Here is a 20,633-nt window from a genome sequence, read left to right as displayed (position 1 = left end):
AGTCATCGAGTGGGCACCCTGACCTGATAATTGTCGAGTTGGCCGTTGGCTTCGAGCCAACGAAGCAGGCTGGGAGTGATGAGCGAAAGAGTTGCGCTACCCGCATCGATCGCGCGGAAGAAATTTTCCACCTCCTCGGGTACGTTCCGCTCCAGACCGGAAAGCACTTCCCTGCTACCCGAAATCGCTTGGCGCAAGCTCTCCTTGTCGCCTGGGCTTCGAGGCATCTCCTGCCCGGCCAGTTTTCTAAACTCCGCGTACCCAGGTGCATAGGCCTGGAGCACGCGCCGATTCGCTGGTGTCTTCGGCAGAGTAGCCTCGAGCTTTTCTGGGGATTCCAAGGCTCCCAGTTCGTCGACGAACCTGCGCCACTCCTCGCTCACGGCAGCATTCAAAAGTCCGGTCGCATTCTCGGCGGACCCCAGGAGCCGGGTCCAGAGAGGATCCTCGGTTAGCTTCGATACATCATCGCCGGATTCCAGCCGGGACAGCGCTTCCCCAGCATTCCGGCGTAGTTGATTCCAGCTTTCCGCAATTGGAGGCGCCTGCTCGGGCGCAAACTCAACCCACTCGGCTTTTAGCTGTGCGGCGGCTAACTTGTCCCGCCGCACCTTCCACTCCTGGGTCCTCAACTCGAGTTTGCCGCGCACATGAATGTTGCGGCGTTCGTTTTCCAAGTCGCTCAGCATCGAGCCGACGGCTTGGGCGCGCTGCAACATAGTCGTCATGTTCCGGCCTCCTTGGCGAGAACCTCAAGGTCGGACTTCAGCTTCGCCACGGCAGCCGCCACGTCGCCCCCTCCCAGGTTCCTGAGTTCCGCTTTGGCCGCACGTTCGAGGGCCTGCAGCAGGTCGTTCAGATACCCCAGTGCCTCCAGCACCTTACGCAGTACCGGAATGTCCCACTCCGCCCAGGAAGCGAGCCGCTTGTGAAGCGAGGCGTCCTCTGTCGGCGGGGTGAACGCCGCAACCCGACGCAGGATCGCCTTGGCAGCGTCCTCGCTGAGAAAATCCAGTTCGCGCTTTGCCCTGGCCAATGTAAAGTCTCCTGGGAAAACGCCCATCTTGTGGCCTTTGCCTACGAGATCTCGCAGCGACTGGACGATGCCCTCCTCGGCATCCGACCCGATAAAGCTGGCGATCTTTGGCACCATCGCTTCCACCGCCATCCGATAGCGGTTGACCAGGGCCGGCGCCCGAGCGCCGCAGAGTTCATTCGCCGTTTCGCGGGCCAGTTGCAGTTCTGCCTTGATCTGCAGCGGATCGTCCAGTACCTCTTCCGCCTTCCATGCCAGGCGCAGTCGATACGAATCGATTGCGAAGAGTTGGCTACCAGTGCCCTGAAAGCATCCCACAGAATCGAAGAGCACACGCCGGAGTTCCGGGAGAGCCTTGGCCGCCCTCGCGCTTGCCGCCATGATCATGCCAGCCGGCGATTGATCTCCATCTTCGGGCTGCGGCGGGGCCGTTTCGGGCGAGCCACAGTAGTCGACAAGCCGGGGCAAAGCCGGCTCTGCTGCCTTGGACAGGCGCAACATCAGGGCCCGGCGATGCAAGGTCCGCAGGGCAACGGCCGCCTGTCGTTGCGCCTGTTTCGCAAACCATATCGAGACCTGCTTTTCCAGATGGTCCAGCAGTTGCTGCGCCGGCGCGTAGTCATCCTCAGAACCCGGGTAGTCCCAGCTACGAGCATTGGCAGACCAGCGATCCAGCGCCAAGACGCCGGCGCGCAGCGTCGCCGATAGCGGACGAGTCTCCTCCCCCGCGATGAACTTCGGGTCAGCGGTGGGATTGCCAGCGGCGACGAATGGAAGCCAAATCTGCCCCATCTCGATCGAGGCTGCCCTCATATGGTGGGCGTTCCAATCGAAGCGATCTTTGAGCGCGAGGACAAGCAACTGACGAATCTGCCTCGCCTGGACCTGCGGGAGTCTTTCACCGCCCGCCCAAGCCTCGATCTGCTCAAGCAAGCCTGGCGTGCCAGGTTTCTCCTCCGGCACTGGCGAGACCGGAGCCTGTGTTCCTTCTTGAACCACCACCGGCTTGTCGCGCAACGGGGGGGCGACCGGTGGTAGCGGGGCGGATACGACGCGCTCGCCCTGGTAGGGCCATGGCAGCCCAAAGGCCTGGAATATGCCTTTGGGAACGCGGGCGGGTCCGGACAGATCCTGCGGGTTGCCTGCCCAGTACACAATCACCGGCGCCATGCGGTCCTTCACCGACTGGGACAGGGCCTGCGCCCTCAGGCTGTACTCGACTGCTGCTGCGGGTACGGCGTTCTTAAACGAGGATGGCGGGAAAGCCCGCCGTACGTACTCTGGACGCAGTTGTAACGTGTCGCGCAGAACGCTGTTGATGAAATCTCGGGGCTTGAACAGGAGCCTGTTTCCTTGCCGCAACTCCTTCCGGCACAACGCCTCGATCGACTCCCGAGACAGTGGGAAAAGAGAGTGGCCATGACGGCTCCTGCCAAAGGCCTCGAGCATCTCGGCCTCGTCTGCTGACAGAGGCTCCCTGTAAGCCTTCACCCAGCTATTCAGCCCGGAATTTGCCCCTTCGGCATACTGTTCCTGCAATGCTTGTGCGCCCCAGCGCGCAGAATTGAGGTAGCGCCCGGCCATATCGATGTAACGGAGGACGATTTCCTCCTCCGACGCCGCCGTATTCGGAATGATCCATTCGTGCTTCGCACGGGTCAGAATGGTCTGCCGGCTCGGGAGGAAGCCATCGGTCACAGCCAGCGCGGTGCGCAGCGGGGCACGGATGCGACGCCCCTGGTGATCGCTCTCGGCGATCATCAGATTCAGCAGGGGCTGCTGTATTCCTGCTAGGGCGGCGAAGTCCTCAATCAGCAGAACCAGTTCCTTGCCCTCGGTCAGAAGTTCCTGGCGAATATCAGAAACAATTTCCTCGATGGTGCGCTGCCCTAGAGCCTCGGAAAAGCGGAACACGCCGCGCAGAGCAGGATCCAGCACATCCTGCAGCACGGCTGCAGCTGTGGGGCGGCGGGATCCATCGTTCGCCTGCAATTGCTGCAGGTATCGCCTGGCGTCTTCCGTGGCCGAATCTGCCGCCCAGTCATCCGGAGCCTGTAGGTCCTCGGGCGTAAACCGACGCAGCTTGCCCGTGTCGGCTTCGCTTCCTCCCTCAATCGCCTGCCTGACGATCCGCTTGAGAACCTCACCGAACCACCTGTCGCGGACGCCGGGGTCCCTTAGAACATGTCGCAATCCACGAGCTGCATCAACTCTCTCGCGGGCTACCCGGTCCGCAGTGTTCTGGTTTTCTCGCAGGGATTGCATACCCTCCCGATACTTCCGTTCCAACTCGTTCCCAAGAGCTGCGGCCAGCATCTCGCTGGCATCGTTGAGCCCCAGAGTCTCTACAGCCTTCGAAAGTTCTCCTTTTAGCTTCTGGTAACGACCGACCTCGAGCGGCTCGAGTATCAATTCCACGACCTGTCGTAGGCTTGCCGTCTTGGGTACGAGAACCACGACCAGATGCTCACGTCGCGGATGCCGCTCCAAGTGCGCATGCAGCCATCGGATCATGTGCGATTTTCCGACGCCCGAGTCTCCCGTGATGGCCACCACCACCGTGCTTCCATCGTCAGCGGGCCGCAGTAGGGCATCGAGCAGGTCCTTCTCGGTCTTCGCTTCCTCGGACGCACCGAGGGCAGAGCGGAGCCTGAGGGGGCCAGGCTCATGGACAGCGAGGAGCACAGCCGGATCAATCGTCTCGGCTTCCGTACGAATGCAACTGTCTATGTTTGCCAGCGATGGCCAGTATTGGTCGAGGCTCATCGTCCCTTCCCCCCAAGGATGGGTTTGGCGCGCCTTACCCAACTGTACCGGTAGTCCGAACGCAATCCGTCCCTGCCTGTGAAGACGATGCTGCTACCAACGTCGGCACGATTTTCGAAGCGTAGTTCTTCCTCCAGCAGCAGACCGATGAGCGCTCTCGACAGAGAAGTCGACAACTGTCCTTCCGCCATCGTCGGCAGGGCCTGCGACGAAAGACGAGCCTCCACGGCACGCCGCCACCCTCCGCCGTCGAGCACCGGCAGAGATTCCGCCAGTCGCTCGATCAAGGTTACCGCCGGCATATCCTCGCCAGGCTGGATGCAGTCGTTCAGGACCTCGCGAACCGCGGTCGTCGGATCGATGTCGCCGCCGCCCGGTTGATGGACGAAGCCAAGGAAATGGCCCCAGACCTGTAGACCGTTGCGCCGGGTGTCGTTCCGCATGAGGCGTGCCTCGGGATCGGCGATCTGCTTCAACTCGAGATCCTCAAGCGAGGAGAATGTTGTGCGGTAGACGTCCTGGGCCAGAAGCCACGCCAGCGACCTCGTCAAGTCGGCAGCCTTAGCATTCTCGTGCGCCCAGAGATCGCCGTTATTGGCCTCCGAAAGGGCGCATCGGCGGGCAGCGCTCCGGACCGAGGCTAAAAACTCCCGCTCGTCGCGCCACTCGCGTGAGGGAGGCTGGGCGAGTGAGATGGCCGATCCGTCATCCCGAAAGAGACCAAGTTCGGTCCAGCGATTCAGTGTCTGACGGGCCATTTTTCCATCGTCGTCCACCACGCCCGCCGGCGAAACGCTCTCCAGGAGTTCGTCGCGGCTCATCGTCGACCGAGAGCGCGCCACGGCGGCGTACAGGACGACCAAGACGTTGGGCAATCCATCGTTTGTCAAATTGAGCAGGCTCATAGCGTGATGCGTTCCAGGAAATCAGAGGCGTGGACATGCCGCGTCGTGTCAATGAACCGGCGCCCCGGGTGATGCGGATTAATTGTGTCGGATGGGATCACCAGGACATCCAACTCGGAGCGAGAAAGCCACAGGTCGTCCGGCAGGGAAACGCCGCACCCGGCGCCTAAGAAGAGAACCCGCGCTTCTCCTTCGCTGCCCCGCCACTCATGGGGCCTTTCCGTCGATAGCACATCAATGAAGGATGTGTCTCCCGGAATGTCTTCGAGAATCTTACACAGGGGCCTGGCGAAACCCTCGTGAAATTTCGATTCCAGTGCCCAGGTATGAGGCCGCCACTGGCTTGCCAGAATCCTTGCAATCGCCTTGCAGTGGTCATCGAAGCGACTATCCCCGGGGATGTCGACGACCAGCAGATGCGGGCTGGCCATGGCAAATCCTAGCCGCCGGAACTGCGTCATCCCTCTCGGGGCAAACCGTTCGAGCCTGATAGCCCTGGGAGAGCGATACCGCGCGCTCTCTTCGCGACGATTCCAATCGGATGGGCATCCGCCGCAGCACTGGGTCACTGGCGACCAGTTCGCACCTGTAGAGGAGTACGTGTCCACTAGGGCTTTGGATACCTCCGTCCGCATCCCGGCGACCGCTTCCATGGTGTCGATACCTCTGCCCGATGCGCGCCATATTTCATCGCGCGCCTCCCGCATGCGGAACGCGAAGTTGGCAGAGTTGCGGTGCCCATGATCCAGAATGCGCACGGCCGCCCTCGTAGCCGACGCCGTGTCTGTCGGCGTTTCACCGTTATCGTTGGATGCGCCCATCAGCGACACCAACTGGATCATCCCCGCGCGCGCCATCAGGGTCAGCGTGCGGACGTTCCAGGCTACGTTCGCTCGGGATTCGATATGGAGGTGGATCGGTAACCGAGTAAGGTCCACCCAGTAGGTGTTCTCTAGGCGAGAATCGGCCTCTGCGTGGTCGATCATCAGCGTCCAGCGCTCGAACCCGGAGTCGTCGCGGATAAGCGTCTCACCCGCCATGCCTCGCGCCTGCTCCATGTCCTCGGCGGTGTAGAGCAACAGGCTGGCACTGGCCTTTCCGTCGCGACCTGTGCGTCCAACCTCCTGATAGAAGCGATCCAACGACTCGGGGAGAGTGGCATGGATCACAGTCCGCACATCGCTCTTGTCGACGCCCAGGCCAAAGGCCGAGGTGGCAACCATGCCGTCCAACTCGTTCAAGGACCAAGCCTGCAGCAGTTTTTCGCGCTGGCCCGGGGGAGTCTGCCCCGTGAACTGGTCCACGCGTGAATACCCTTGGGCACGCAGCGCCTGCATCCAGGAATCGGCTTCGTCGGGCCGCGTCACATAAAGAATGAATGGGCGGGGAGCCAGAAGCAGAGCCTCAAGAACCTGTGCGGCCCGCGGCTGGGATCCGTCACAGCGCCGAAATGCATACCGTGGCTCCGGCCGCAGGTGCACAGCAGCGACAACATAGGTCCTTTCTCGGGGGCCAAAAAGCTGGCGCAGCGTCTCGGTCGTAGATGCGGTAAGCGTGGCGGATGCCAACACTACGCGAAAGGACCGCAAGCCAGCCTTCTCTTTGAAGCTTCGCACTAGGGCCGGCAGGAGTTGGAAGGCTGGCCGGAAGCCATTTCCCCAGCCGATGACTAGGTGTGCCTCGTCCACGACCACATGGCCGAGACGCCCTGCGGCTGCGGCGTCTTCCAGCACTCGCCTCAGGGAGCCTGCGGCGTTCTCTGGCGAGGTAAAGATGATGGGCTGTGCGCCGCTACTGATTGCCCGCCATACAGTCTGCCGCTCCTCTGGCGTTAGGCCACCGTGATAGGCCAGCGGAGGCAGTTCGCGATGAGGAAATCGCGCGGCAAGCAATTTGCTCACGCGCGTAGCCTGGTCGATTGCCAGCGCCACAGTCGGCACGATAGCGAGCGTCATGGCTCCTTCCTGCTCGAGTAGTGGTGGCAGTTGCGCAATTATGCTTTTCCCACTGCCTGTGGGAAGGTTAACGATAAGCGTGTCAGAGGATGGCAGATGAAGCAGGGCGCGCACCGCCTCTCGCTGACCCTCGCCGGTATAGGTAGACAATCCCAGACTGCGCAGCAGCAACGGATCGCCGGGGACGCGATGGTCGCTGCGCGCCTGCAGGCCGCGAAACGAGTCGTCGAACAGGTCCTCCTGGCCTTCAAGGAAGGCCAGGCGCGGCCATCTCGCGCAGACCCTGATCATCGTGCCTTCATCGATGACGTCGAACTGAGCGTCCCGCCAGTCGGACGCCGAGGGCCAGTTCAGACCGAGCGGTGCGCGAACCCACGAGACTTGCCCGGAATGCGCCGCGCGTAGGAGTTGTACTTGCCGCAGCAAGGGCGGCAGATCGCGCCGTCCCACCTTTGCGCCACGTTGCAGCCCGAGCAGGATTTGCCGCAGGCGCTCCATGAGGGGATTCTCGGCCTTGCCCTCCGAAATGGCCTCACGGGGCCACTCGGACAGGATGGATATCAGCGCCGGATAGTCGAAGTTTTCGCTCACGTTCTGATGATGAATGGTGTTTCGGGGGATACGAAGCTGGCCCCCGCCACATCCAGCCGAAAGGATGGAGCCCTCACGGCGGCGAGCAGCTTTTGATTCAGCGCATTCTCGGCTTCAAGTTCTACCAACTCCGCGTCGCGTAGCCCATCCGTCAGGCGCGCCGCTCGCGCGCTCAACTGTGCGACGCGGGCATTGTGCTGCGCGCGCAGCCCTTTGACGCCCTGCTCAATACGGCTCTCGACCTCTCCGAGTCGCGCCAGAAAGTTCAGTGCCTTGGCGCGAGCTTCATCGCAGTGCTTGCTCCAGTCCAGAATCCAAGGGATGCGCGACTGCCTACCCAGCATGGCCCATCTCTCCGCATTTAGGTTGTAGTCGCGGCCCTCACCGGGCTTCGGCGCAGCCTTGTTGTAGGGCGAGCGCATGACCTCCGGCGCTTCGGTGCTGCACTGTCCATCTGTGGTGACCCAGACACTATGGAACCGAGGAGGAAAATGGCCGTCGACACGCCGCCTTAGTGCTAGGCACGCCTCATCCTCCATGTGGCGCCCTGCGGCGGAAATATCGGCTTCCACGAGAAAGTCGAAGCGGAAATAAAGATCCGCGCCGCAAGCATCGCCGGCTTCGTAGCCCGGCAAGTGGCGCCACATGGCGAAGGCGCGGCCGCGGTCGTCGGATTCGCAGAAGGCCATAAGCGATTCGACCAGTGCATCCCCGAAACGCAGCGGCCTGACGTTCCGTGCCGTACCCGTCCTAGTGAGGGCCGTATTGCGCCTGAACGAGTAGGGGAATGTCGTTGGGGTTCGCCATGAACTTTCGGGGGCATCCCTATCGATCGTCCCAAGAAATTCCGTGACGAAAGAGCTAAGCGTCACTAAGGTTTGGGACTTGCCTTCCCTTCTGTAGGCGAGACGGAAGACCTGCTCGCCCTGAGGCAACGCGTCGGCCCAAGGCTCCTGGCGCTTCTGAAACTGAAGTGCTTTAACGGCGAACCCGTCGAAAGCCTCCCGCCAACTTTTCCAATCATCGTCAGCCGCTTCGAGTTCCTCGAAGGCTCCGCCCTGCATCTCGCTGAGTGCGTCGAGGGCATCCTGCTGATCGATGCGGCGCCGCTCTCGGACAACCCAGCCGTCTTGCCCGGCCAACTGGTCGCGCCACCGCCGGAGAGCCTCTGTGCCCTCTCCCGCCCATGCGCTCTTTGCGGCGCGTAGCGTTTCTTCCAGTAGGTACTGCAGGCTGGCGATCGATTCCTTGAATACTCCCAGGCCTTCGTCCAGACATTTGAGCCAGTACATTTCATCTTGGTCATCACGGCAGGCAAACGCCACCGAGCCGATAGCATCGCCAGCCCCGAAGCGATCCAAGCGCCCCAGGCGCTGCTCGATCCGGTTCGGCGCCGGCGGCATGTCGTAATGCAGCGCGATCTTCCGACCGCCGTGAAGATTGAGGCCTTCTTCGGCACGAAAGTCACATACGAGGACGCGACAACGAGAGGGATTTCGCAGGAATGCGCGCCATGCCTCTTCATTCAGATCAGCCTCATCTCGACTTACCACCTTGTGCCGCTGCACAACATCTCCCGGCAGCGCCTTGATGAGTTCCGTGGCCACCAAGTCGGCATCGACCTCCTGGTCGCAAAAAACGACAACCTGCTGCCCCGGCGCCTTCAGGAGTCGAGTGACGGTGCGCACGAGAACCGAGACACGCGCTGCATCGGCGCGTACCTTCCTGACGATCGCATCAAGGCGCCGGGCAATAGCGAGAGCATCGACATCGTTGATACCGTGCTCCTGCAGAAGGCCTGGCATGTCATGCGAGACGGTGGTTTGCACCGCCATTCTGAACAGCGCTTGTAGCAGGCTAGGCGGAGCGTCCAAGTTGATCAGGTGGACCCGCAGGTCGTTCAGGACACGATGCCGCTCTCCCGTGAGAGTGCAGTCGTATTCCACGATATCGAGGCCGCTGCGCCTTGGCGTTGCCCAAGGCACTGACTTGCGACGGTTGCGCAGAATGCGGCGATGCAGTTTGTAAGTTTCTGTCAAATAGGATCGTAGCGCCGCAAGGGACTCGATAAAGCTTTCGTCGTCTTCTTCTGGCAAGCGCTGGACGATGGGACGCAGTGCGTCAATCAGGTTGTGCAGTGTATTGTCGTCTTGGAACGCACCCTGTAGTCGGTCGAGCTCATCCTCCATCGACAGCAGGTTTTCCGGGACCAGCGCTGCCGCGATCTCAGCAACCACCTGCCGAGATTGCAGGCGTCTCTCGAAGCCTGAAAGATCGTCTAGAGGGAAAACGACCGGATCGAGCAAGTGGAGCACCCTCAGGAATCCCGGGGTATCAGAAAGCACAGGTGTGGCTGACAGCAGCAGAAGTCGCGGCACCTTTGGAGCATGTGCCCGCAGTCGGTCGTAGAGATCGTTCCTACCATCCGCGCCTAACCGAGACAGGTGATGTGCCTCGTCTACTACGAGCAGGCCTGTGGTTGGGAGGTATTTCTCGACTAAGTCCAGATCGTCTGACCCAACGACCAGGAGATAGTCGTCCAACCAAGCCGCGAGATTGAAGCGGTCTGCCAGTTCCTGCCTCCACTGCGCCACGAGCGGAACTGGAACGATAATCAGAATCCTGGCAGTCCGGGGTTGGTCCAGCATGTATTGGCGAATAAGGACCCCGGCTTCGATCGTCTTCCCCAAACCGACTTCATCGGCCAATAGGTATCGCTGCACCGGATCCTGCAGGACGCGCCGGATGACATTGAACTGGTAGTCGGCGAGTTGGATGTTCGAGGAAAGTACGGCTCCCATACCGAGGCTCGCTGCTCGCTGCCCGATAACCGCCTGCATGAACAGCGAACGAGCCTCTGCAAAGAGGGGGGTCTCCACTACTCGACGAGCTAGGAAGGCCACAGGATCGGAAATGGGATGCCCCCAACGGACCTGCAACTCCGTCCGTGGGACATTCGCATGCCGACCGTTGGGAAACTGGACCAAGACTTGGGAACCTTCACCCTCCAATACACGTCCGACCTGCCAATGACCGGAGGGTCCATCCAGCCAGAAAACGCGGGTCTGTTGCGGCAGAGCTACCTCTTTGATGACTGTAAGAGGGACTCGAATCTCCGTTGGCTCGACTTCGTCGGGCACATCGAAATAGGCGACAACCCCATACCCGGGCTCAAGCCGAATGAGCTTTCCGATCCCATCCTCTTGATAGGGCGAATTCTTTACTCTGACGAAAGAGCCGAGAAGTCCCTCAACTTCCGTGGTGTTAGTCATCCCAATCTCGCACCGCGCCCCCTTTAAGTCTTTGCGGCCTCGAACTGCTTAGATCACCTCTGACGCACACTAGGAATCTTGTGACTGTCTGATTTATATGACAAAACGTCCATCATTGCCACCATTTCCTCGTGACGCGAGGGGGCAACCAAATACAACAGTCGACCTTCCGACAGGCAACAGCCAATTGGACGAGTGTCAAGGTCAGAAGTCGCAATTTAGCCGGACTTTTTGAGGATCGAGCCGGGAAGCACTATACGAACAGGTTTGGCAGAACCCGTGCTCAAAGTCTCCGAGCGTTACAAGGTGTCGTCGAGTTACATGCCCAGGGTCTGCACCGCGCTACGGGTACCGCGCCCTCCTGTCGGTTATTGGGCAAAGAAGGCTTTTAACTCGACGCCCACCAAACCTCCGCTACCAGAAGCAGCACCGGGTGACCAATTGGAAAGGACGCCTGAGGGAGCCTCCCTATAGACCATTGCTGGGCCGGCGCCTAGACCCGGGCGAAAGGCCTCGGCAACAACCACTCAAGTTCTGATAACAGACATAGCATCATCCCCACACGCAATCCTGGCTGGCGTACAAAACATCCTCAAGGATGCCAAGTAGGCAGATGACTACCAGAAGCCTACTATACGGTTCATGGTAGATACCCAACGTCGCCCGAAATCCTGAAACGGCTGAGGTCAGGGCAGTAGGAAGCTCTTAGGCAGCAAGACCTGTGTGATTTTGCGCGTCGCCAGCAACGACTATCTGATATTCAGGATTTTGTGCGTCTGAAGCGATAAACACCACTTGGGATTCTGCTGGCAATACTCAATCGCTGCGCGGGTGTTGTCTGAAAGATTAATCCCATCGATGGGCTGGAGGAAGAAGGCCTCAAACTGCACCTCCGGGATTGAATCGGGCAAGAGAGTCGCCTGCGGGTAGGCAAGCTTTAATTCGTTACCGTGTACTTGTATCCATGGAGCCCCGGCCTTTGGGCTAACACATATCCAATCAATACCCTGCGGCGCTGCAATCGATCCGTTGGTCTCCACCGCCACTTCAAAGCCCTGTGCATGTAGTGCGTCCAACAATGGAGTGTCAACTTGTAAAAGCGGCTCGCCCCCCGTAAGCACAACATACTTGTAGCCGCGCTCCGCTGGCCATTGCGCTGCAATCATCTCGGCAAGCGCGTCTGCCGATCTGAACTTTCCGCCCAGAGTGCCGTCCACTCCGATGAAATCCGTGTCGCAAAATTTGCAGATCGCTTGGGATCGATCATCCTCTCTTCCACTCCAGAGGTTGCAGCCGGAAAAGCGACAAAAGACAGCCGGACGACCGGTCCTGCAGCCTTCGCCCTGCAAGGTATAAAAAATTTCCTTGACTGAGTAAGTCATGCTCAGACTGGCATGGCTGGGACGTCAATCGATTCCGCCACCATGCAGCCCGTGCCAGGCGTCTCATGGAGATCGATTCGATAAAGGGATGGAAGTTGTGGTCGAACGCGCTCGAGAATCCATCGAGTTAGGCTGGCGGGGTCGCCGTCGGAGAGACCGGGCAGTTCGTGGAGCGGTTGATGATCGATCGACTTGAAGATCGGATTGAATATCTCCTTCACGTCGCCAAAATCCAGCGTCCATCCCATTATTCTGTCCAATGGTGCGTCGAGATGCAGGCGCAGCGTGTAGGTATGACCGTGGATTCGCGTCCGAGGCGAGTTCGCTGGCGCGCGCGCGAAACGCACCGCACTATCCAGCGTGAATTCCTTCCAGATCCGATAGCGTTCACCATCAAAGTTCGCCCCGCATGAAGCGGTCTCAAAGACCGTTACCCAAGACAACTCCGGGAGCACGGGCTTGAGTTGATTCCAGATCCAGGCGGAAATGTTCTCGCTGGTTGGATTCTCGAGCCCTGGAATCTCGTTCAAGCACTGGAAACTGAGTTGCTGATGCAACGGCGCCCACACTTCATCGAGGTAGTCGTAGTCGATGCTTAGCGGCCGAGACCCAAGGTCCTGGTCCGCATGCAGAATGACCTCGAACCCGTGACCGTGCATACGCCCGCACTTATGTCCTTCCGGTACGTTCGGCAGGCGATGGGCGGCCTGGAAGCGAAACCGGCGCCAGACGTGGGCGTGACCATGACGGTTGAGGTCTACACCCTGCATGTCGGTGCTTTGAACGGCAACACGATCGATCCCCGGAATCTGCAGTTCCTGACGAATCCAGCGAGACAGGTTTTCGTCCGTCGGCTGATCGACCAACCTGTTCAAATGCGCGTAGTTGAGAGACGCCACGCAGCTTTCCAGTCTTTCGCGCAGCGCATCGACCTCCCCACCGGGGAAAGCAGCGAAATCTTCAGGCAGTTGCGCAAAAACAGTCGTGCGAAAGCTATGGCCATGCAGCGACCGGCATCGATGTCCCTCGGGAAGAACATCCACTTGGCGCGCCGCTTCAAAGCCAGCCGACGCGACGGTCAAGATGACGGGCGATTTCATATAGCGGCCTCCCCACGAACAAAGGCTTCATAGCCCTTCTGCCGCAGTTCGCATGCAGGACAGGTTCCGCAGCCATAGCCCCAGGCGTGGCGGGCCTCTCGATTGCCCATATAGCAGGTATGAGTCTTGTCACGTATCAGGGTCACGAGAGCGTCGCCCCCCAGTTGCTGGGCCATGGCCCAAGTCTGGGCCTTGTCGATCCACATCAACGGTGTCTCGACCACCAGGCGCGCATTGAGCCCAAGGTTCAAAGCAACCTGCAGGGCTTTCAACGTGTCATCGCGGCAGTCTGGGTAACCCGAGTAGTCCGTCTCGCACATTCCGCCGACGAGGACCTTGTGCCCGCGGCGGTACGCCACAGCGGCAGCCAGTGTGAAGAACAGGAGGTTTCGACCAGGCACGAAGGTGTTCGGAAGGCCCGTCTGTTCGAAATCGATCTTCTTTTGAGCGGTCAGCGCGGTGTCGCTTATTGCGCCCAGCAGGCCAAGATCAAGCATGTGGTCTATACCAAGCTTCGGCGCCCAAACCGGAAAGCGCTCGACAATGGAGTCGAGGACGACCCGACGACACTCAAGCTCTATCCTATGTCGCTGTCCATAGTCGAACCCGATCGTCTCGACCGCATCGTACTTCTCCAAGGCCCATGCCAAGCAAGTCGTGGAATCTTGCCCGCCGGAGAATAGAACGAGTGCAGTAGTCTTCATGGAATCCTCAGCTATTCGCAACTCGATGCAGCTTGCGCAACTGACGCTTGACCGTCGTAACGAGGAAACGCGTCAGCAAATCGATGTCCGTGGGGGTGTTCTGAATATCGTTCCAGTGAAACTCACGATCCTCAATCTTCCAGTGGCCTGAAGTCCACGCCGTATATGGCTTGAGCAATTCCAAAGCCGGCTTAAAGTCCTTCTTCAATCTGGCGCCCTCATGGGAGTACAGGAGGTCCATGACGAAGCCCATAGCCACAATGCCCGCTCCATGACGAAGCCGCGATACACGCGGCGTCATGCCCACCCACTCGCCTCCAAAGGTGTCGGCGACAGCCTCGAAGAACTCGTTGATGAGGGACACCGCAAGATTCTCGCGATCCTCTGCCTGGATGAACTCTCTAAGAGCGCCATGGGCCGTTGAGTTCATCACCAATTTCTGCATGGCAGTATCGCTAATTACCCCACCCGGATTCGTGTGCTGACGAATTTCGCCCCGCAGAGCACGCCCTCCCGTGAAGTTGAGCCTTTCAACCACCTTCGCAGCGAATCGGCGGGCCGTATAGCGTTCCGGCAAACCATCGACCGTAGGCAGGAGCTCGTAGATCAGAGATTTTGGCAGGGGCCGGGTATTATTTATAAGTACAAACTGCTGCCTGAGTTCGTCGTAGTCCTTACACACCACGGCTGAAACGAAAACCTGGAAGCTCGGCTTGTCGAGACCCGAGAGGGCCGTAAGCCTTTGCTGCCCGTCGACTACGAAGCCCGGCGGCCCGTTCTTGTCGTTTATGACAACCTCGAGCCTTCCATCGCCAACGTTCTTGACGTGCGTTCCTCCGATGAAAGCAACGATAACAGCGTTGGGAAGCAGAGCATCGTCACGTTGCAGATAGTCCCGGATGTCGCGGATATGCGAGGCAATTTGGTGTCGTTGAAAACCTTTCAGCTTCCCGTCGTCAGCGCGGCCAACGCGCTCTATCTGCGCAAACTGCAGCACCTCTTTGGGGTGCGCCGCAAAAACGAAAACATCATGCTTGGGAGCTTGGCGCGCCCTGATGGCGGGGTATCGGAAGACCGTCACGAAATTTTTCCCAAGGTGTTTTGTACGTGCTGATGGTAGACACCGAGGTTGTGAAAGCCGCGGCGCTTGTTGCGGTTGCTTGATCTAAAAATAATTACCTCGACGCCCACGCTCTGGCAGACATCGCACTGGCATCGTTTCCAAGGGCGGTCTTCCAACGTGCGCTCGACGCGGGAGCGGGTCTTGGCCAAGGCATTAAGCTGTGTCTTCTCGTCCTCGCCTTCGCCGAGTACGAGGAACTGGTGGTAGTCCATCACTGCGTCGAGCGTTCCAGAAACCTTGCCCTTGTTACGATCGAAGTCCCTCAGGGCCTTCAGCGCCTTCTGCTCCCGCTTCAGAAGATCTTCCGCATCGAATAGACCGCGCTTGATTCCTTGCATCAGGCGGCTGTTTTCCAATGCCTGAGGAATACGGATCGCTGTGTAATAATCCAAGCCACCAGAAGAATTCTCGATGTAGTAGTTCGCCTTTTCATCCTTGAAGGCACGAATCAGCGGCGAGGTGGAGTCAAAACTCGTGATGCCGTAGCTTGCGAACTGATCAATATGATCAGCCTTCGCAAATCCAAGCAAATGTAGTTTCGGCTCCGGTCCAATTTCACGACGGATAGCCTCTAGTACTACCTTGATCGCATCGACCTTCAGTGGCACCAAGCCGCCCACGGCAAGATATTGGTATCCCATCCGGACCAAATCCTTCGCGGCTTTTGCCATGCTCTTCGGCGACCACCCCTGGACAGCCCCCATCGGCTCGAAGAAGTCTCCCTCTTTGCGGACCAACTTAATGAACTTTCGAGCATTCTCCAGTGTTATTTCGGAGCGTCTTGCTGCCTCTGTCATCTGAGCGGCAGGGGGATTCTCTAGGTCACACTCGAAAATGATATGGTCCGGAGAAACGCCGTGTGTGAACTCAGCGTCGAGGTAGAACTGAACAACCTCCTCAGGGGTGTAGGCAGGCTCTTTCTGATCCGCATAGGCGAACGCGCCGCAATCCCCCATGAGCATTAGGTCTTTACAGTTTTTCCCATCGAAACGAAGAAACTTTCTGGCACCAACTCGCAGCAACCTCTGCTCTTCCGCCGTCGAATATCTAACCTTGGATGACGCCACGCCATCTGCCTTGCGCACGGCGCTCATTGCGACGAGAAGGCCATCATAGGGCGGCGTGCGCATGAGTTCATGCGCATAGACGTCATCCCAATACCGCTCTCTTTTCGGGCTTGATCGATCGTTGATGAAATCGTAGTTCGGATCGACGTAGTCCTGGGTGTCGGAATAGAGAAACTTCACCGGCGAGCACCTGCTGCGGTGTAGGCCTGTACCAGTGCGCTTTGAAGGCGACGAATGTCGCGCGGGGTGTTCTGTACTTCGTTCCAGGCAAGCCCCAGACCGTCCCAGTTGCCCTGAGTCCATCGGCAGTGAGGGGCTACGAGCTGTAGTTCGCGCTCCAAAATCGTCGAATCTCCGCCGAACTGAACTCGGCCACAAATGCAATCCATCAGTGTGCCCATCGCCTCGATGCCGGCCGAGTGCATTAGGCGACTTTGCCGAGGGTCCAGTCCCCATGCCTCGGGGAAGACTGCTTTGACGGCAGACCAAAAGGCCGTAAGCAATCCATACATGCCCTCCACATCAACTGCGTCTCTTCCCTGCCCCGCGGAGCGGAACGCTGCCAGTGCCCCCAATGGGCTGTTCATGCTGTTCTTGATCATATTGACCACAGCGGTGTCTGTGATCACAGCCTTGCCGCCACGCTGGCCATCTGACGGCCGCTTAATTAGACCGAGGAAAGGGGATCGCGGATCACGGCCAAGCAGCCCGCACAATTCAGAGGGTACGCGGCGAATGCTGAGATCGCGGGGAAGTAAAACTGATCGAGTCTCGGGGAGCAGTTCATTGATAAGTCGAGTCGGCAGGGGTCTGGCCTTATTAACTAAAATGAACTGCTCCCTCTGGATTTCCAGGCTGTCTGATACAAACGCAATTACCGGAACAGCGAGTTCGTTACTGGCAGCCTGGGCTAAGGCCAAGGAGCGCTGCTGCCCATCTACGATCCAGGCAGCCCGGTGTCCCTCATCGTAGATGGGGATGGTGAGAGTCCCGCTCTGCGCTATGCCTTCGTCCCCGCTCGGACGCGTACCACGAGAGGAAGCAAAGCGAATGTCTTGCGACAACGCGAGGATGATTGCGTTAGGAAAGAGGACGTTGCCCTGCTTAAGATAGTCGACGATGCCCCGAACGTGCGTCTGAATTTCAGGCCGTTGGAATCCCTTAAGGGTCTCAGCCTCATCCCTTTCGATGCGGGATATATCTGCCACCCGAACGATGTCTGATCCGCGGATGAAGAACGCATAAACGTCCAGATCCAGGCCCTGTTTGGTATGCAGAGCGCGAACTACGATTTCTTTCGTCTTCGCCAATGAATTCACTTCGCCTTCCTTGGCTTCACTGTGGCCGTCGGCCACTCCGCCAGGACTTTTTTTCGTAGTTCCGCGAATCGCCCTTGCTCGCACGCAGCCCCCCGATCGTCGCGCAGGTATCGCAGCAGCCGGGCACTATTGCCATCGCACTCATTCCAGCCGGCTCGAATTAAGGCGCAGATCTCCTCGTCTGTCAGACGCTCTCTTTTCGGCACTTCGGGCGCTTTGTGACTGGCCATGGATGCCGCGACCGCCCTTACCGCGTCGGGAACAGGGCGCGCATGTGCGCCGAGTCTCTCCACAAAATGTCGCAGGGCGCGCTGGGGGAAGTCCGCTCGAGTACCGGACCAGCCTCGCTGCGCTTCAAGTCGATCGTCGTATGGCATGAACGGCACGTTGGAGAACCTTGCCGATGCTCGCCGCCCTGCTGCTGAAGTGAAGATTCGCAGTCGCCCTGCTTGGCCAGGGGTCAGGCCAGACAACTCTGCGCCTATGAGGTCCAGATAGTCGTTTGGCAATGCCACGAGAACTATTGCTTTGGGAGCGTTCTGCAGCAGCCATCCCAGGCCATAGCCGGCCGTTAGTGCCTTCCACCATTGATGCGTCGTTACGCTCGACTGGGTGAGCCACGCATCAAAGGGAGAGCCTTTATCAGCAGCAGATAGATCGTATCCAGGGACTTTCTGCGTACCCTCAATCAGGCCAAGTCCGGCAGACACGATATGCAGGGGTGCGTTGAGTTGCTGGGCGACGGTCCGCGCTTCCTTAATCGAACGGCCAACATAGAGGTCTTCAGCCGCTTGGGAAGCAGGTTGGTCGCACAACGTTTGGCGCCACTTTCGGGCCATCACCTCCGCGGTGGCGTTTTTCGCCGGCGAAAAGGGAATGCAATCGACCCCCACGCGCTTGCGCGCCGTGCAGTTGGTAACCACTAAGTAGTTGCTGGTCATAGGAAACTGCACCGACCCATGTACCGTGGAATTTTACTGCATAATGTTGCTCAATGGGTATCCAAAATAACTGCACGAGTATCTGGCGGTCGATACCTGCAGTTATGGATATTTTATTGTTAAGTTATTGTTTTATATACTTTAACTAAATATTTTTTGAGGCATCAACTCATTCAGCGGGCGATCGCGTGAGGAGTCTCGTCAGCGAGGTCGCCCCCATAAAATCAACCCTCGGGTTCGCGGAGATTTCCGCTTGGAAGGACCGGCTAGGGCGCCTGGCAGCGATGAGCCTCGCGAAACATCCAGGGCGCGTTGCCTATCCCTTCCGGACGCTGGGCGAACTCGAAGCCCTCAATCCGCCGCGCAATTTCGAGCAGGCCGCGCTTCGGAAGGTCCGGTGATTCCTGCCTGGCGCGTCGTCCCACACTGGAGAAGTGTGTCCAACCGTCGGCATTCTTCTGCTCCCGATGAAGCTTACGCATCGTAAGTGCAAGGATGTTCTCGACAGAGTCAGCCGGTGCAATCACAGTGATGTGGATCGGCACTTCATCTCGCAAATGCTCCTCTAGAGAGCGCATCAACTGATCACCCTCCGAGAGATCAGCCCCCGCCTTGGCCCAAGCCTCAACGAAAGCACGGAATAGCTTGATGGTAATTCGGGTCGTCACCAACACTTCGCCGGCCACAACGGCCGCAGCATCGTAGTCGCGGTCCAACCGCTCAATACACGCCCTGCAATCCTCGTCGCTCGTCAGCGCTCCATGGGAAGCCAGAAGGTGGTGCGTTAACCAGTTACGTGCCACGACAAATTCATCGATGCGCTGAGCACGTTCGGCCGACATCGCCGGATCATCGACATCCAAGTAGGCCTTGATGAGCTGACCCAGGGTCTGCACCTGGAGCTTCTCGGTGCGGGTCCGGATTTCTGCGATTCCGTCGTAGCTGAGTTCCACCCGCCGAAAGGGCAGAAGCGCCTTCAGGCGCAGTTCGACGAGCTGGTACCGGAGAAGATTCCGGCCGATGCGCTGCTCAACCGCTGGCTGCAGATCAGATCGAGCGGGAAGCATAGGCCCCCAAGATCATCCCTCTCGACGCCCCAGGGTTTCATCCAGCAGCGCGGTGTAGGTAACCCCAAGAGCTTCGGCAACCCGGTCCACCACATCCAAGGACGCGACAATCTTGGCCGACTCGATCTGACTAACGTAACCCTGCTCCTGGCCTAACCGATGGGCCAGTTCTTCTTGAGTGATGCCTTGCCGCACGCGCTCCAATCGAACGTTCGTCCCGAAAATCTTCTTCAGCGGTAGTGACTTGCGCTTGTTGACCATGCCGCAAGGGTGGTGCGGCAGGCCATTGATGCGCCATTCGTTTTGATTATAATTAATAAGTTTTACTGATTTTTCAACTAAATCTATGGTTCCTCAGGGGGATTCAGTGCGAAGGGCTCTGTCGGTGTTCACAGTCGGTCTGGGCGTCGCGATGTTCTCGGGTTGCGCATCAACTCCGCCCCCTTCCCCCGCTCCGGCGACAGCCATGGGCGACCTTTACGCCCGGCTTTCGAAGGAGCGCGGCCAATACATAGTCAGCCAGATATGCCGAAAAGGCGGCAGCCTCCGCCCCTCGAGGGAGTCCAGATATTCCGAATGCGAATACGGCTTCGACAAGCCAGGGCGTCTTTACTTCAACGTCGAGACCCTGGAGCCGGCTTACCCCGATTTCGTCTGCTACCAATACAACCTGAACGATCAGAAGAAGTCGGGGAGCTGTGACAACTATCCCTACCTGGACCTCTATTCCTCCAGTGCCGGGATGTCGGTGGCTTCAGGGATACTCTCTGCCCTCAAGGCCGGCACCGAGAAGAAGGCGCTGCTGTCGATTGATACGCCTCGCTTCCAGCAAGCCATTGAGTCGGCCCTGCCGATACAAAAACGTCAGGCGCTGATCAATGACGAGGTCAACTACAGGGCCAGCTATCAGAGCCGCATGGCGTCCGAGCGGCAGCAGGCTCAGGAGGCTGCACAGCGTTCGCGCGAGGCGCAGGCCCAGCAGCAACAGGCCTTCTCAGCCCAGGTCCGCCAGGCGAATCTGGCGGCCGAGGAGCGCTTCTCCGCCCTTAGCAGCGGGTCCAAATCGACCGGGATGACGGTCTGCTCCAGGGATAACCGCCTGGGCTATGTCGAGCAGGTGTCGGGCAGCAGGATCAAAATCCTGGTTAAGGGGCAGGCCGTCGCCGAAAGGGATGCGGTGTACGGCCACGGGAATCCGCTGGGGCCCTTCAAGGTGGATAGCTCCAGTCTTAACTATGAGCTGCGCCTCGGCGAGCATGGAAAGCACCTTGAGCTGCCGGTCCTGGACCCGCTGTACCTGTTCAAGCCACACAGGACCATTCGGATCGCTCCCATCAATCCCGGACAGATTTGGGACGAAGGCCGGTACTGGGCTACCTGCGACTGGCGCGTCTGACATTAGCAG

At 59.0% G+C, this 20,633-nt stretch carries 15 protein-coding genes; 1 reads left to right on the top strand and 14 read right to left on the bottom strand.

The window, feature by feature from the left end; genetic code table 11:
• Positions 1 to 2: 2 nt before the first annotated feature.
• The 14 genes from QT386_RS02605 to QT386_RS02540 form a co-directional block, all read right to left on the bottom strand.
• Positions 3 to 728 carry a hypothetical protein gene (locus QT386_RS02605; protein WP_289272173.1) on the bottom strand — a complete coding sequence of 242 codons (726 nt, stop codon included), beginning with the start codon at positions 726 to 728 and terminating at the stop codon, positions 3 to 5.
• Positions 725 to 3,802 carry a protein DpdH gene (gene dpdH, locus QT386_RS02600; protein ID WP_289272172.1) on the bottom strand — a complete coding sequence of 1,026 codons (3,078 nt, stop codon included), beginning with the start codon at positions 3,800 to 3,802 and terminating at the stop codon, positions 725 to 727. The genes QT386_RS02605 and dpdH overlap by 4 nt, the downstream gene beginning before the upstream one ends.
• Positions 3,799 to 4,707 carry a protein DpdG gene (dpdG, locus tag QT386_RS02595; RefSeq protein WP_289272171.1) on the bottom strand — a complete coding sequence of 303 codons (909 nt, stop codon included), beginning with the start codon at positions 4,705 to 4,707 and terminating at the stop codon, positions 3,799 to 3,801. The genes dpdH and dpdG overlap by 4 nt, the downstream gene beginning before the upstream one ends.
• The gene (gene dpdF / locus QT386_RS02590; protein WP_289272170.1) at positions 4,704 to 7,253 is read right to left on the bottom strand and encodes a protein DpdF; all 2,550 of its coding nucleotides are present in this window, start codon (positions 7,251 to 7,253) and stop codon (positions 4,704 to 4,706) included. Before dpdF ends, dpdG begins: the two co-directional genes overlap by 4 nt.
• Complete coding sequence (gene dpdE, locus QT386_RS02585) at positions 7,250 to 10,525, bottom strand: protein DpdE (RefSeq protein ID WP_289272169.1); 3,276 nt, start codon at positions 10,523 to 10,525, stop codon at positions 7,250 to 7,252. Before dpdE ends, dpdF begins: the two co-directional genes overlap by 4 nt.
• Before the next feature lie 749 nt (positions 10,526 to 11,274).
• On the bottom strand, positions 11,275 to 11,907 hold the full coding sequence (gene queE, locus QT386_RS02580) for a 7-carboxy-7-deazaguanine synthase (RefSeq protein ID WP_289272168.1): 633 nt from the start codon (positions 11,905 to 11,907) through the stop codon (positions 11,275 to 11,277).
• 2 nt (positions 11,908 to 11,909) lie between these two features.
• Complete coding sequence (locus QT386_RS02575; RefSeq protein ID WP_289272167.1) at positions 11,910 to 13,007, bottom strand: 6-carboxytetrahydropterin synthase; 1,098 nt, start codon at positions 13,005 to 13,007, stop codon at positions 11,910 to 11,912.
• On the bottom strand, positions 13,004 to 13,711 hold the full coding sequence (gene queC / locus QT386_RS02570) for a 7-cyano-7-deazaguanine synthase QueC (RefSeq protein ID WP_289272166.1): 708 nt from the start codon (positions 13,709 to 13,711) through the stop codon (positions 13,004 to 13,006). The genes QT386_RS02575 and queC overlap by 4 nt, the downstream gene beginning before the upstream one ends.
• A gap of 7 nt (positions 13,712 to 13,718) precedes the next feature.
• Positions 13,719 to 14,792 (bottom strand): DGQHR domain-containing protein DpdB, encoded by a 1,074-nt coding sequence (gene dbpB, locus QT386_RS02565; protein WP_289272165.1) that lies wholly within the window; start codon positions 14,790 to 14,792, stop codon positions 13,719 to 13,721.
• Positions 14,789 to 16,081, bottom strand: a complete 1,293-nt coding sequence (gene dpdA, locus QT386_RS02560) for a tRNA-guanine transglycosylase DpdA (RefSeq protein WP_289272164.1) — start codon at positions 16,079 to 16,081, stop codon at positions 14,789 to 14,791. The genes dbpB (QT386_RS02565) and dpdA overlap by 4 nt, the downstream gene beginning before the upstream one ends.
• Complete coding sequence (dbpB, locus tag QT386_RS02555; RefSeq protein WP_289272163.1) at positions 16,078 to 17,256, bottom strand: DGQHR domain-containing protein DpdB; 1,179 nt, start codon at positions 17,254 to 17,256, stop codon at positions 16,078 to 16,080. Before dbpB (QT386_RS02555) ends, dpdA begins: the two co-directional genes overlap by 4 nt.
• Positions 17,217 to 18,161, bottom strand: a complete 945-nt coding sequence (locus QT386_RS02550; protein WP_289272162.1) for a hypothetical protein — start codon at positions 18,159 to 18,161, stop codon at positions 17,217 to 17,219. The genes dbpB (QT386_RS02555) and QT386_RS02550 overlap by 40 nt, the downstream gene beginning before the upstream one ends.
• 266 nt (positions 18,162 to 18,427) lie before the next feature.
• On the bottom strand, positions 18,428 to 19,228 hold the full coding sequence (locus QT386_RS02545) for a hypothetical protein (RefSeq protein WP_289272161.1): 801 nt from the start codon (positions 19,226 to 19,228) through the stop codon (positions 18,428 to 18,430).
• Positions 19,229 to 19,240: 12 nt separating this feature from the next.
• On the bottom strand, positions 19,241 to 19,489 hold the full coding sequence (locus QT386_RS02540; protein ID WP_289272160.1) for a helix-turn-helix domain-containing protein: 249 nt from the start codon (positions 19,487 to 19,489) through the stop codon (positions 19,241 to 19,243).
• Between the two features lie 205 nt (positions 19,490 to 19,694).
• Here QT386_RS02540 and QT386_RS02535 point away from each other — a divergent pair, with 205 nt between their 5' ends.
• Complete coding sequence (locus tag QT386_RS02535) at positions 19,695 to 20,624, top strand: hypothetical protein (protein ID WP_289272159.1); 930 nt, start codon at positions 19,695 to 19,697, stop codon at positions 20,622 to 20,624.
• Positions 20,625 to 20,633: the final 9 nt, after the last annotated feature.

The organism is Solimonas sp. SE-A11 (assembly GCF_030345715.1).
GTDB lineage: Bacteria > Pseudomonadota > Gammaproteobacteria > Nevskiales > Nevskiaceae > Solimonas_A.
The sequence above is the reverse complement of the archived record's forward strand: the minus strand, read 5'-3'. Positions and strand labels throughout refer to the sequence as shown.

Excerpts from the sequence above, each read along its gene's own strand:
- QT386_RS02605 (WP_289272173.1), bottom strand. The coding sequence starts at position 728 with ATGACGACTATGTTGCAGCGCGCCCAAGCCGTCGGCTCGATGCTGAGC.
- dpdH (WP_289272172.1), bottom strand. The coding sequence starts at position 3,802 with ATGAGCCTCGACCAATACTGGCCATCGCTGGCAAACATAGACAGTTGC.
- dpdG (WP_289272171.1), bottom strand. The coding sequence starts at position 4,707 with ATGAGCCTGCTCAATTTGACAAACGATGGATTGCCCAACGTCTTGGTC.
- dpdE (WP_289272169.1), bottom strand. The coding sequence starts at position 10,525 with ATGACTAACACCACGGAAGTTGAGGGACTTCTCGGCTCTTTCGTCAGA.
- queE (WP_289272168.1), bottom strand. The coding sequence starts at position 11,907 with ATGACTTACTCAGTCAAGGAAATTTTTTATACCTTGCAGGGCGAAGGC.
- QT386_RS02575 (WP_289272167.1), bottom strand. The coding sequence starts at position 13,007 with ATGAAATCGCCCGTCATCTTGACCGTCGCGTCGGCTGGCTTTGAAGCG.
- queC (WP_289272166.1), bottom strand. The coding sequence starts at position 13,711 with ATGAAGACTACTGCACTCGTTCTATTCTCCGGCGGGCAAGATTCCACG.
- QT386_RS02550 (WP_289272162.1), bottom strand. The coding sequence starts at position 18,161 with ATGACCAGCAACTACTTAGTGGTTACCAACTGCACGGCGCGCAAGCGC.
- QT386_RS02545 (WP_289272161.1), bottom strand. The coding sequence starts at position 19,228 with ATGCTTCCCGCTCGATCTGATCTGCAGCCAGCGGTTGAGCAGCGCATC.
- QT386_RS02540 (WP_289272160.1), bottom strand. The coding sequence starts at position 19,489 with ATGGTCAACAAGCGCAAGTCACTACCGCTGAAGAAGATTTTCGGGACG.
- QT386_RS02535 (WP_289272159.1), top strand. The coding sequence starts at position 19,695 with ATGGGCGACCTTTACGCCCGGCTTTCGAAGGAGCGCGGCCAATACATA.